Raw genomic sequence first — 11,409 nt, 5'->3', positions numbered from 1 at the left:
AGGAAACCTGATGCCGCTCCGCGGCCTGACAAAACTCCGGTAAATGGAGTTGAAATAAAGACGATCACCCAAATATTTCTTATGTTTAATTTAGTCGTATTTAAAAGGTTTATTGTGGGCAAAGAGCCGCTTCGTGACAACCGCAGGCGAGAATTTGCACGCGCAACATTTTTCAGGAGGTCGGCCCCATGAGTTTTTTTGATAAGAAACAGATGATTACCGAAGAGGAAGCCCTGCCGGGACGCAACACCCGTATGCCAGTGGCCGCTTTACATACCGTCACCGGCCATTCAATGACCAATGTACCGGAAGGGATGGAGGTCGCGCTGTTCGCCATGGGCTGCTTCTGGGGCGTGGAACGACTCTTCTGGCCGCTGCCGGGCGTCTACAGCACCGCGGCGGGCTATACCGGCGGCTATACGCCAAACCCGACCTATCGCGAAGTGTGCAGCGGACAAACCGGCCATGCCGAAGCGGTACGCGTGGTTTATGACCCGAAAGTCATCAGCTATGAACAACTGTTGCAGGTTTTCTGGGAAAACCACGATCCGGCGCAGGGGATGCGTCAGGGCAACGACGTCGGAACGCAATACCGTTCGGCGATTTACCCACTAACGCCAGAGCAAGAGGCCGCGGCTCAAGCAAGCCTTGATCGTTTTCGCGCGGCGATGGAAGCGGCAGGCGACTATCGCCACATCACTACCGAGATAGCCCCGGCCACACCGTTCTACTATGCCGAAGACGAGCACCAGCAGTATCTGCATAAAAATCCGTACGGCTACTGCGGTATCGGCGGAATTGGCGTCTGTCTGCCGCCGGAGGCGTAACAATTCATCACTCATCGTTTTATCTGAATTTTTGATAAGTGATGAGAGGCGCTAAGTCGCGCGCCCATGGTATGCCTCAACCGACCCTGGTTACGGAGACATGCCATGAAACTTACCACGCTGTTACGTTCGTTGATCCCGGTTATCACCGGTCTTAGCGCTTTTTCCGCCTGGGCTGGCCCCCAGGCGCATGCGGTCTGCGCTTATCACCATACCGCAGGCGATGACGCCATCATGATGTACGGTATGCCGAACCACGCCATGCTGCATGACTTTTTCGGCAATACCCATACCGACGCTTATACCGACTACGTCCGGCTGCGAAACCAGCCGGAAACCACCTGCGACAACAAAGCGGACAGCTCCGCCTGGTGGGCGCCCACCATGAAGCTGCCTGACGGACAAATCGTTAAGCCTGCCTATCAGAAAACCTACTACCAAAGCACCAATGTCGATAAATACCCGCTGACGCCCTTCCCGCTCGGGCTGGAGCTGCTGGCAGGCGATCACCACGGCACCGGGCCTAACCGGCGCATCACATTCCTGTGCGGCAACGGCAAGGGCTATACCAATACGGCAGGCGAAGTGTGCGGGCTGCGCCAGCAAGGCGACGCGGTGCAGTTTAATATCGGCATCCAGTTCCCTAACTGCTGGGACGGCGTCAATCTCAAACCGGTGCGCGGCAGGATGAACGCCACCTACACCAACGACGCGGGCGCGTGCCCGGCGGAATTCCCGGTGAAGATCCCGACGGTCAATATGAACGTCGCCTGGGTGCTGCCGCAAATCACCTCGCTGGATACGGCGAAAATCGAGCTGTCGATGGATCCGCAGATGGATGGCGAAACGCGTACCGAAAAATGGGGCAGCATCTACACCGCGCACGGCGACTTTATGAATGGCTGGTCGGTAGAGTCGGCGCAGTTTATGACCGATGAATGTATGAATAACAATATGGACTGCGGCGTTAAGGTGCCGTTCAGCTACACGCGCGCCAGTGCCGATACGTATGTCAGCAGCGCGGAGCCGGGCCGTAACTTTGGCGACGATACCGTGTTGCAGGTGCAGGATGACTGGCGCAACGGCGGACGTACCGCCAATAAAGAGATCATGTCGCTGGTAAAATTCTCCATCCCGCCGCTGCCGGAAGGCTACTCCGAGGCTGACGCGGCGCTGTTTAAATATGAAGTGCGTATTTACGGCGGCAGAAATGCCGACGGTGCCGATCAAGTGTTCTTCTATCCGACCGACACGAAATGGGATGAACATACGGTGACCTGGAATAACCGCCCGGGCTGTAATTATGTCTCCGATGGCATTATGTATACCGGAAAGGCGCGGGACTATCGCTATGTGGACGTGGATAAAGCCGTGCGGGCCGCGCTGGCCGCCGGGAAAACGGAAATAGCCTGGTATATCGGCGGCGACCGTAAGAACAATAACTACACGTTCAACCCGGCTGGCACCAAAGAAAACCTGCTGCTGATGATCTCGGCGTATAAAACCACGCCGGAAATCTGATCCTTCGCCCCGCCGCCGCTTATCTGCGCGGCGGGCACTTTCTTCACCCGTTGCGCAAGCCCTCTGGCAGGCCCGCCGGGGCTTACGCTATACTACCCTTTGAATTTGCAGGCCTCCTTCTCTACAGATCTGCGTTCACCGTGTTTTCACACAATAATCAACTTCCCTTCCGAGGATCCGGCCATGGCTGGATAAGATATGTTAAACAGTATTTTACTGATACTTTGTCTCATTGGCGTCAGCTCCTTTTTCTCGCTTTCCGAGATCTCGCTTGCCGCCTCCCGTAAGATCAAACTCAAGCTGCTGGCCGATGACGGCAACATCAACGCCCAACGGGTGCTGAAGATGCAGGAAAACCCCGGCACCTTCTTTACCGTGGTGCAGATTGGCCTCAATGCCGTCGCCATTCTTGGCGGTATCGTGGGCGATGCGGCGTTTTCCCCGGCGTTCTACACGCTGCTGGTGCGGTTTATCTCTCCTGAGGCCGCCGAGCAGGTGAGCTTTATCCTCTCCTTTACGCTCGTCACCAGCCTGTTCATTCTCTTCGCCGACCTGACCCCGAAACGCATCGGTATGATTGCGCCTGAAGCCGTGGCTTTGCGTATCATCAACCCGATGCGCTTCTGTCTGTTCATCTTCCGCCCGCTGGTGTGGTTCTTTAACGGCATGGCGAATGTGATCTTCCGCATCTTCAAACTGCCGATGGTGCGCAAAGACGACATCACGTCCGACGATATCTACGCGGTGGTGGAAGCTGGCGCGCTCGCGGGCGTGTTGCGCAAACAGGAGCATGAGCTTATCGAAAACGTGTTTGAGCTGGAGTCGCGCACCGTGCCGTCCTCCATGACCTCCCGCGAAAACATCGTCTGGTTCGATCTGCATGAAGATGAGCAGAGCCTGAAGAACAAGGTAGCGGAGCATCCGCACTCCAAGTTCCTGGTCTGCAATCAGGATATCGACCACATCATCGGGTATGTCGACTCCAAAGACCTGCTGAACCGCGTGCTGGCGAACCAAAGCCTGTTGCTGACCAGCGGCGTGCAGATCCGCAATACGCTGATCGTGCCGGATACGCTGACGCTCTCCGAAGCGCTGGAAAGCTTCAAAACGGCGGGTGAAGACTTCGCGGTTATCATGAACGAGTATGCGCTGGTGGTGGGGCTAATCACGCTGAACGACGTGATGACCACGCTGATGGGTGACCTGGTCGGTCAGGGGCTGGAAGAGCAGATCGTCGCGCGCGACGAGAACTCCTGGCTTATCGACGGCGGTACGCCGATTGACGACGTCATGCGCGTGCTGGATATCGACGAGTTCCCGCAGTCGGGCAACTACGAAACCATCGGCGGCTTTATGATGTTTATGCTGCGCAAAATCCCGAAACGCACCGATTCGGTGAAGTTCTCCGGGTATAAGTTTGAAGTGGTGGATATCGATAACTACCGCATCGACCAGTTGCTGGTGACGCGTATCGACAACAAGCCGGGTGTGCTGACGCCTAAACTGCCGGACGAGGCAAAACGCCGCCTGAGCCTCAAAACACTAACGGCCCCATCGGGGCCGTTTGTCTTACTGCATACGCACAACGCTGTCGTTACGCCATCTCGGTCTGGAGACGCATAACCTGACGGTTGACTTCGGACATGACGGAGTAGTGCTGTTTGTCCTTCACTTTCGGGACGAGGATTTTGCCTTTATCAAACTCGAAAGCGCCAACATCCTTGATATACAACCGTCCACGAAACAGGATCTTCACGTACTTCGCCACCTGAAGCGGGTTGTAACGTTGGAAAATTTTCATTGTTCTCTCCTGCTGAATTACGCCCTCGTGGTACCACATTTGGACCATCATGATTAAGGCGCAAAATTTGTTGCCAGATGACTATAGACCAGTTCGTCGGGAGGACCCACTCTGCCTGACTTTATTTACGCTTTTATTACATTCTTTCAGAATTTTCTTTTCAAAACTCTAAAAAGCGCAGGAGAATGCCACTTTTTACGCGGGTTATGTGCGTTCGCCCGCAAACTGGCACTCTGGTTGCGTGAAAACAGAAAATTAACAATTAAGCTAAAAAGCAATGGACCCAAGTGGTCCGATCACCTGCAAAACAAAGAAGGAGCCACCTATGACCCTGCGCGGAATGCTGGCGCTGAGCTGCCTGCTGCTGCCGCTGATGGCCTCGGCACACAATTTCAAAGAGAACGAGCGCGTGCCGCCTGTCGGCATTAATGACAAAGGCGAACTGATGCTGAATAAAGATCAGTTTAGCTACAAAAACTGGAACAGCGCGCAGTTACCTGGAAAAGTGCGAGTGCTGCAACATATTGCCGGACGGACCTCAGCGAAAGAGAAAAACGCGGGGCTGATTGAGGCCATCAAAGCCGCGAAATTCCCGCATGACCGCTACCAGACCACAACGGTGGTCAACAGCGACGACGCTATCCCCGGCACCGGCATGTTTGTTCGCCACAGTATTGAGAGCAACAAACAGCAGTACCCGTGGTCGCAGTTTATCGTCGACAGCAACGGCGTAGCCCAGAAAGCCTGGCAGCTGGAATCGGGAAGCTCGGCGATTGTAGTGTTGGATAAAGACGGGCGCGTGCGGTACGCGAAAGACGGCGGGCTTACGCAGGAAGAGGTGCAGCAGGTGATGAACCTGCTGCAACAGTTACTCAGTAAATAGTGACCCGGAAGCTGGGGTTCAGGAACGATTCACGCGGCGTGTAATCCAGCGTTTTGCCCTGCCAGTCGTGAACCTGCGCCCCGGCGGCGACCGCCACGGCGTGGCCTGCCGCCGTATCCCAGACGTTGGTCGGCCCGAAACGCGGATAAAGCTGCGCCTCCCCTTCCGCCACCAGGCAGAATTTCAGCGATGACCCCACGGATGTGGTCTGGTGTTCGCCAAGCTGTTGCAGATAATCTTTAAGCTCGGCGTTGTCGCCGTGGGAGCGGCTTATCACCACGCGCGGCGGACGCGCGTCGCGCACCTGAATCTGCTTGCGCACGCCGCACTCTTCTTTCCACGCTTTGCCTTCCGCCGCGCTGTACATGACGTTCAGTACCGGCGCGTACACCACACCGAGCACCGGCTTGCCGTCTTCAATCAGCGCGATATTGACCGTGAACTCGCCGTTGCGCTTGAGAAACTCTTTGGTGCCGTCGAGCGGGTCCACCAGCCAGTAGCGCTGCCAGTGCTGGCGCACGTCCCAGCCTGGCGGATCTTCTTCGGAGAGCACCGGCACCTGCGGCGTCAGCGCTTTCAGCCCGGCGACAATCACCGCGTGCGCTGCGATATCCGCCGCCGTCACCGGCGAATCATCAACCTTTTGGGTGGCTTCCAGCGGCTTGTGACCCTCGTAGACTTCCATGATGGCGCTGCCTGCGTCGCGCGCCAGTTGGCAAATCTGTTCTAACATTGTCATCCACCTCTTTCTCGTTTCGCAGTCCGTCGCGGCTGCGGATTTAACACCTTGTTTTATCGATATGATTTTTATATCGCATTGCGTCTTGTTCCGCTATCTGTGAAGCGATTCCGGTTTCCCTGCTCTTTTTTCTGGCAGGATTCACATTTTTGTAAGCAACAAACGATAGATACATAAACTTTTGTGGCTTCGATCTGAAAAAGGACCTGCCTGATGATTAAGTTTAGTGCAACGATGATAGCCACGCTGGTCGCCGCCAGCGTGAACGCCGCCACGGTGGACCTGCGCATTCTGGAAACCACCGACCTGCACAGTAACATGATGGACTTTGACTATTACAAAGACGCGCCTACTGAAAAGTTCGGTCTGGTGCGAACCGCAAGCTTAATCAAAGCCGCGCGCCAGGAGGCCGCCAACAGCGTACTGGTGGATAACGGCGATCTTATCCAGGGCAGCCCGCTTGGCGACTACATGGCCGCCAAAGGCCTGAAAGCGGGCGACGTTCACCCGGTGTACAAAGCGCTGAACACGCTGGATTACGCCGTCGGCAACCTCGGCAACCACGAATTCAATTACGGTCTCGATTACCTGCATAAGGCGCTCTCTGGCGCGAAATTCCCCTACGTCAACGCGAACATCATCGATGCCAAAACCCAAAAGCCGCTGTTTACGCCTTATCTGATTAAAGACACCGAAGTAAAAGATAAAGACGGCAAGCCGCATACGCTCAAAATTGGCTATATCGGTTTTGTGCCGCCGCAAATCATGACCTGGGATAAAGCGAATCTCAGCGGCAAAGTCACGGTTAACGATATCACCGACACCGCCCGCAAATATGTGCCGCAAATGCGCGCGGAAGGCGCCGATCTGGTGGTCGTGGTCGCGCACTCCGGGCTTTCCGCCGAGCCATACCAGGCTATGGCGGAAAACTCCGTCTATTACTTAAGCCAGGTGCCGGGCGTTGACGCCATTCTTTTCGGCCACGCGCACGCGGTCTTCCCGGGTAAAGATTTCGCCGCCATCAAAGGCGCGGATATCGCAAAAGGTACGCTGAATGGCGTTCCGGCGGTGATGCCGGGCATGTGGGGCGATCATCTGGGGATCGTCGATCTGGTGCTGAATAACGACAGCGGCAAGTGGAAGGTGACGCAAAGCAAAGCCGAAGCGCGCCCGATCTACGACGCCCAGGCGAAGAAATCGCTCGCCGCTGAAGATCCGGCGCTGGTAAACGTCCTGAAAGCGGATCATGACGCCACGCGCCAGTTTGTCAGCCAGCCGGTCGGGAAATCCGCCGATCCGATGTACAGCTATCTGGCACTGGTGCAGGACGATCCGACCGTACAGGTGGTGAACAACGCCCAGAAAGCGTACGTCGAACACTTTATTCAGGGCGATCCGGATCTGGCGACGTTGCCGGTGCTCTCCGCCGCCGCGCCGTTTAAAGTGGGCGGCCGTAAAAACGATCCGGCAAGCTTTGTAGAAGTGGAAAAAGGCCAGTTGACGCTGCGCAACGCCTCCGATCTGTACCTCTACCCGAATACGCTGGTAGTGGTGAAGGCGACCGGCGCGGAAGTGAAAGCGTGGCTGGAGTGCTCCGCCGGGCAGTTTAACCAGATTGATGTCAACAGCACGAAACCGCAGGCGCTGCTGAACTGGGACGGTTTCCGCACCTATAACTTCGACGTTATTGACGGCGTAAATTACCAGATAGACGTGACGCAGCCCGCCCGCTATGACGGTGAATGTCAGGTGGTAAACCCGAAAGCGGAGCGCATTAAAAACCTGACGTTCAACGGCAAGCCCATCGACCCGAAAGCGACGTTCCTGGTGGCCACCAATAACTATCGCGCTTACGGCGGGAAGTTTGCGGGCACCGGCGACAGCCATATCGCCTTCGCGTCGCCCGATGAGAACCGCGCGGTGCTGGCCGCCTGGATTGGCGCCGAAACCAAACGCACGGGTGAAATCCACCCGGCGGCGGATAACAACTGGCGTCTCGCGCCGATTGCGAGCCGCCACAAGCTCGATATTCGCTTCGAGACATCACCTTCCGACAAAGCGGCGGCATTTATCAAAGAGAAAGCGCAATACCCGATGATCAGCGTTGGCAAAGACGATATCGGTTTTGCGGTGTATCAGCTGGATCTGACGAAATAACAGCGATCAGCGCCGGATGTGGCGGCAGCCGCATCCGGCGCTCACGCCAACCACTCCCCACGTAAGCTGGGTAAGGCGCAGCCGCACCCGGCATCCTGTCTTCATCCCTAAAACCCCGCGCTCAGGCCGCTTGCTCTCCACGGTTCGCCATCACCTGCGGCAGATTGACTTCTATCCAGTCGGCCAGCGCGGCCACCTTCTCGCTCACCGCCACGCCGAGCGGCGTCAGGCTGTACTCCACGTGCGGCGGCACCACCGGGTAAGAGACGCGGTCGATAAAACCGTCCTGCTCCAGCGCCTGTAACGACTGCGCCAGCATCTTTTCACTCACGCCGCCCATTTTCCGGCGCAGATCGCTGAAACGGTGCGTGCCGTCGCGCAGCGCCACCAGGATCAGCACGCCCCAGCGGCTGGTCACATGTTTCAGCACATCGCGTGACGGACACGCTTCGGCAAACAGATTGCCGTCGCGTAACTGCTCGCTCAGGGTAGGAAGGGTCATTTCATACTTACCTTTTTGTACGTACTTACTAAAAGTTAGCTTGAGTGATAGTGTGCCACAACACCCACCTGATACAAAGGAAAAGACCATGATTGCGATTACCGGAGCCACCGGCCACCTTGGCCAGTGCGTGATTGATACCCTGCTGAACACCGTGGCGGCGCAGGAAATTGTCGCGATTGTCCGTAACCCGGCGAAAGCCGCGGCGCTCAGCGCCAAAGGCGTCCAGGTTCGCGCGGCCGATTACGGCGACGTCGCGGCGCTTACCGCGGCATTCGCGGGCGTGGAAAAACTGCTGCTCATCTCTTCAAGCGAAGTGGGCCAGCGCGCGCCGCAGCACCGCAACGTTATTGACGCTGCGAAAACCGCTGGCGTTAAGCTCATCGCCTACACCAGCCTGCTGCATGCCGACCGCTCGCCGCTGGGGCTTGCCGACGAACATGTCGCTACCGAAAAGATGCTCGCGGAGGCCGGTATTCCTTACGTTTTGCTGCGTAACGGCTGGTATACCGAAAACTATCTGGCGAGCGTGCCGCCTGCGCTTGAGCACGGTGTATTTATCGGCAGCGCCGGCGACGGGAAAATCGCCTCCGCCAGCCGTCAGGATTACGCCGAAGCCGCTGCAAAAGTGCTGACGCTTGATAACCAGGCCGGTCGCGTTTACGAACTGGCGGGCGACAACGCCTGGACGCTTCGCGACCTGACCGCGCTGTTAACTAAAGAAACCGGCAAAACGGTCGCGTATCAGAATCTGAGCGAGGCGGATTTCGCCGCGGCGCTCGCGGGCGCGGGCCTGCCGGAAGGCTTTGCGAAACTGCTGGCGGATTCCGATATCGGCGCGTCTAAAGGCGGCCTTTTTGACGACAGCCGCCAGCTCAGCGCGCTTATTGGCCGCCCCACTACCTCGCTTGAAACGAGCCTGCGTGAGAGTCTGAAACCGTAATATTAAATCTGGCAGGCTGCTTTCCCTGTGCCTGCCGGATACAATGCGAGCGCCTGCCAAAGGCGCTCAAAACAATAAACCGAAAACAGGGATCTTCATGAAAGCACACCTTCTCACACTCCCGCTGCTGCTGTGCAGCGCCGCCGCGTGGTCCATGAGCTGTGATAACCCGCGCAGCCCGTATGACGTCACTTACTGCGCCGCGCTGGAAATGGTTCAGGGCGACCGCGATCTCAACCAGCAATATAAAAGCACCATGTCGGCGCTCTCGCCTGCGCAAAAACAGGTCGTGAAAAACGCCCAGATCTCCTGGCTGAAAGTACGCGATCACGAATGCGCGGAAGGCTCCACGCTGCTGCTCGGTTGCGCGAATGAGAAGATGGCCGCCCGTATTACGCTGCTGAAAAGCATTGAGCGTGAGTGCCGTAACGCCGGCTGCAACGATGCCGACCTCTCCCGCATCGAATAACCGTCAGGTTAATTAATTGTTAATTACGGTGGCGAAGGCCACCGTTGTTCTTATAATGGGGCCTTACCTTTCGTGGAGAGCCCTTGTGCAAGGCGTACCCGATCAGTTCACCGACGAACGCGACAGCGCCCGCTTCCGGCAATTGCCTGCCCTGCCAGGCGTTGAGCTTTATTACGCCTATATCGCGCAATACGCCTTTGAGCCCCACACCCATGAAGCCTTTGGCATCGGCGCTATCGAGCTCGGCGCCGAGCGCTTTCGCTATCGCGGCGCGCAGCACGTGGCGGCGGTCAATTCGCTGGTCACCATGAACCCCGATGAACTGCATACCGGCGAGGCGGCGACCCAGCAGGGCTGGCGCTACCGGATGATCTATCTGGAGCCCGAGACCCTGGCGCAACTCACCGGCGAGCGTCACTGGTGGTTTGGCGACGTGGAACGTCACGATCCGCTACGCGCTCGCCAGACCGGCGAGCTTATCGCCGCGCTCTGGTCAGCGCCGGATACGCTGGCGCAACAGGGGCTGTTGCTCGATCTTATCGATACGTTCCGCCCTTACGCGCGCCACCCGCCGCAGACCACCGAAGGCGCGCACCGTTTTGACCGGGTGCGCGATTTTCTCTACGAAAACTATATGCAGCCGCTGACGCTGGATGCGATAGCCGCCGAAGCGGCGCTCAGCCCTTATCATTTCCAGCGCCAGTTTAAAGCCCGCTATGACGTCACGCCGCATCAGATGCTGATGGCGGTGCGGCTGTGGCGCGCCAAACAGTTTCTCGCCGCCGGACTGCCTCCCGCCGAGGTCGCCGCCGCCGTGGGCCTTGCCGATCAGCCGCACCTCACCCGCGCCTTTACCCGTCGCTACGGCATAACGCCCGCACGCTACCAGAAACAGGTGGCGCGTTAGCCTCCCGCCCGCGTTGTGCCCGGCTATAATTCAGGCACATTTATAGGGGAGAAGACCGATGGAAAATCTGGCGGACTGGCGCTGGCTGAATGAACCCGCACGCTGGCGGCATGAAAGTGACGTTCTGCATGTCACGACCGATGCGCAAACCGATTTCTGGCAAACCACCTGGTATGGCTTTCAGCGCCATTCCGGGCATGTTTTTGGCGTGGAAGTGCCGGGCGGGTTTACGTTTCAGGTACGCGTGGAGGGCGATTTCACCACGCTGTATGACCAGGCGGGGCTGTTCCTGATGGCAGACGAGCAGCACTGGCTGAAGGCGGGGATTGAGTATAACGACGCGCAGCCGATGATTGGCAGCGTGCTGACGCTTGAGCGCTCCGACTGGGCGACCGGGATTTTCCCTGCGGCGCAAAAGCATTTCTGGCTGCGCCTGACGCACCAGAACCAGTGCCTGCGGCTTCAGTACTCCATTGACGGTGAAACCTGGCCGCTGCTGCGCCTGTGTCCGTTCCCGGACGCTGAACGCTATTTCCTCGGCGCGATGTGCTGTTCGCCGTCGCGCGCCGGGCTGGACGTCGTGTTCACCGATTTTCGCCTCGGGCCGCCCAACGGCAAAGATCTGCACGATCTGAGCTGATGCGCAGCAAGCTGGTACAA

11 protein-coding genes and 1 pseudogene are annotated in these 11,409 nt (G+C 57.5%); 9 read left to right on the top strand and 3 right to left on the bottom strand.

What is annotated here, in order from left to right; genetic code table 11:
• Window positions 1–188: 188 nt before the first annotated feature.
• The 3 genes and pseudogenes from msrA to AACV31_RS15340 all read left to right on the top strand — a co-directional run.
• Window positions 189–827: a peptide-methionine (S)-S-oxide reductase MsrA gene (msrA, locus tag AACV31_RS15350; protein WP_007764346.1), complete on the top strand. Its 639-nt coding sequence runs from the start codon at window positions 189–191 to the stop codon at window positions 825–827.
• A 105-nt stretch (window positions 828–932) separates the two neighbouring features.
• Window positions 933–2,348, top strand: a complete 1,416-nt coding sequence (locus AACV31_RS15345) for a CBM96 family carbohydrate-binding protein (RefSeq protein WP_165155546.1) — start codon at window positions 933–935, stop codon at window positions 2,346–2,348.
• A 198-nt stretch (window positions 2,349–2,546) separates the two neighbouring features.
• A pseudogene (locus AACV31_RS15340) lies at window positions 2,547–3,869 on the top strand (hemolysin family protein); the annotation flags it as partial.
• A 73-nt stretch (window positions 3,870–3,942) separates the two neighbouring features.
• On the opposite strand, the gene AACV31_RS15335 reads toward AACV31_RS15340, so the two are convergent.
• Window positions 3,943–4,149: a DUF1107 domain-containing protein gene (locus tag AACV31_RS15335; protein WP_004387562.1), complete on the bottom strand. Its 207-nt coding sequence runs from the start codon at window positions 4,147–4,149 to the stop codon at window positions 3,943–3,945.
• Between the two features lie 325 nt (window positions 4,150–4,474).
• Between AACV31_RS15335 and AACV31_RS15330 the strand changes: the two genes are divergently transcribed.
• Window positions 4,475–5,032, top strand: a complete 558-nt coding sequence (locus AACV31_RS15330) for a YtfJ family protein (RefSeq protein ID WP_041923953.1) — start codon at window positions 4,475–4,477, stop codon at window positions 5,030–5,032.
• Here AACV31_RS15330 and cysQ read toward each other — a convergent pair.
• Window positions 5,022–5,765, bottom strand: a complete 744-nt coding sequence (gene cysQ / locus AACV31_RS15325; protein WP_007764356.1) for a 3'(2'),5'-bisphosphate nucleotidase CysQ — start codon at window positions 5,763–5,765, stop codon at window positions 5,022–5,024. The two genes, AACV31_RS15330 and cysQ, sit on opposite strands and share 11 nt — an antisense overlap.
• 219 nt (window positions 5,766–5,984) lie before the next feature.
• On the opposite strand from cysQ, the gene AACV31_RS15320 reads away from it, so the two are divergent.
• The gene (locus AACV31_RS15320) at window positions 5,985–7,928 is read left to right on the top strand and encodes a bifunctional 2',3'-cyclic-nucleotide 2'-phosphodiesterase/3'-nucleotidase (protein ID WP_165155548.1); all 1,944 of its coding nucleotides are present in this window, start codon (window positions 5,985–5,987) and stop codon (window positions 7,926–7,928) included.
• Between the two features lie 121 nt (window positions 7,929–8,049).
• On the opposite strand, the gene AACV31_RS15315 is transcribed toward AACV31_RS15320, so the two are convergent.
• Window positions 8,050–8,430 (bottom strand): winged helix-turn-helix transcriptional regulator, encoded by a 381-nt coding sequence (locus AACV31_RS15315; protein ID WP_105537704.1) that lies wholly within the window; start codon window positions 8,428–8,430, stop codon window positions 8,050–8,052.
• Between the two features lie 88 nt (window positions 8,431–8,518).
• On the opposite strand from AACV31_RS15315, the gene AACV31_RS15310 reads away from it, so the two are divergent.
• The 4 genes from AACV31_RS15310 (at window position 8,519) to AACV31_RS15295 (ending at window position 11,389) form a co-directional block, all read left to right on the top strand.
• Window positions 8,519–9,373 carry an SDR family oxidoreductase gene (locus tag AACV31_RS15310; RefSeq protein WP_165155550.1) on the top strand — a complete coding sequence of 285 codons (855 nt, stop codon included), beginning with the start codon at window positions 8,519–8,521 and terminating at the stop codon, window positions 9,371–9,373.
• Window positions 9,374–9,470: 97 nt separating this feature from the next.
• Entirely contained in the window at window positions 9,471–9,842 is a 372-nt protein-coding gene (locus tag AACV31_RS15305; protein ID WP_165155552.1) for a lysozyme inhibitor LprI family protein, read from the top strand.
• Between the two features lie 85 nt (window positions 9,843–9,927).
• A complete protein-coding gene (locus AACV31_RS15300; RefSeq protein ID WP_165155554.1) occupies window positions 9,928–10,749 on the top strand; it encodes an AraC family transcriptional regulator in 822 nt (273 codons plus the stop codon).
• Between the two features lie 58 nt (window positions 10,750–10,807).
• On the top strand, window positions 10,808–11,389 hold the full coding sequence (locus tag AACV31_RS15295) for a DUF1349 domain-containing protein (RefSeq protein ID WP_165155556.1): 582 nt from the start codon (window positions 10,808–10,810) through the stop codon (window positions 11,387–11,389).
• Window positions 11,390–11,409: the final 20 nt, after the last annotated feature.

Source organism: Cronobacter sp. EKM101R (assembly GCF_963888145.1).
Lineage (GTDB): Bacteria > Pseudomonadota > Gammaproteobacteria > Enterobacterales > Enterobacteriaceae > Cronobacter > Cronobacter turicensis.
This window is presented reverse-complemented; position numbering and strand designations above follow the sequence as displayed.

Coding starts and splice junctions, on each gene's coding strand:
- cysQ (WP_007764356.1), bottom strand. CDS start 5,765: ATGTTAGAACAGATTTGCCAACTGGCGCGCGACGCAGGCAGCGCCATC.
- AACV31_RS15305 (WP_165155552.1), top strand. CDS start 9,471: ATGAAAGCACACCTTCTCACACTCCCGCTGCTGCTGTGCAGCGCCGCC.
- AACV31_RS15310 (WP_165155550.1), top strand. CDS start 8,519: ATGATTGCGATTACCGGAGCCACCGGCCACCTTGGCCAGTGCGTGATT.
- AACV31_RS15330 (WP_041923953.1), top strand. CDS start 4,475: ATGACCCTGCGCGGAATGCTGGCGCTGAGCTGCCTGCTGCTGCCGCTG.
- AACV31_RS15295 (WP_165155556.1), top strand. CDS start 10,808: ATGGAAAATCTGGCGGACTGGCGCTGGCTGAATGAACCCGCACGCTGG.
- AACV31_RS15315 (WP_105537704.1), bottom strand. CDS start 8,430: ATGACCCTTCCTACCCTGAGCGAGCAGTTACGCGACGGCAATCTGTTT.
- AACV31_RS15335 (WP_004387562.1), bottom strand. CDS start 4,149: ATGAAAATTTTCCAACGTTACAACCCGCTTCAGGTGGCGAAGTACGTG.
- msrA (WP_007764346.1), top strand. CDS start 189: ATGAGTTTTTTTGATAAGAAACAGATGATTACCGAAGAGGAAGCCCTG.
- AACV31_RS15320 (WP_165155548.1), top strand. CDS start 5,985: ATGATTAAGTTTAGTGCAACGATGATAGCCACGCTGGTCGCCGCCAGC.
- AACV31_RS15345 (WP_165155546.1), top strand. CDS start 933: ATGAAACTTACCACGCTGTTACGTTCGTTGATCCCGGTTATCACCGGT.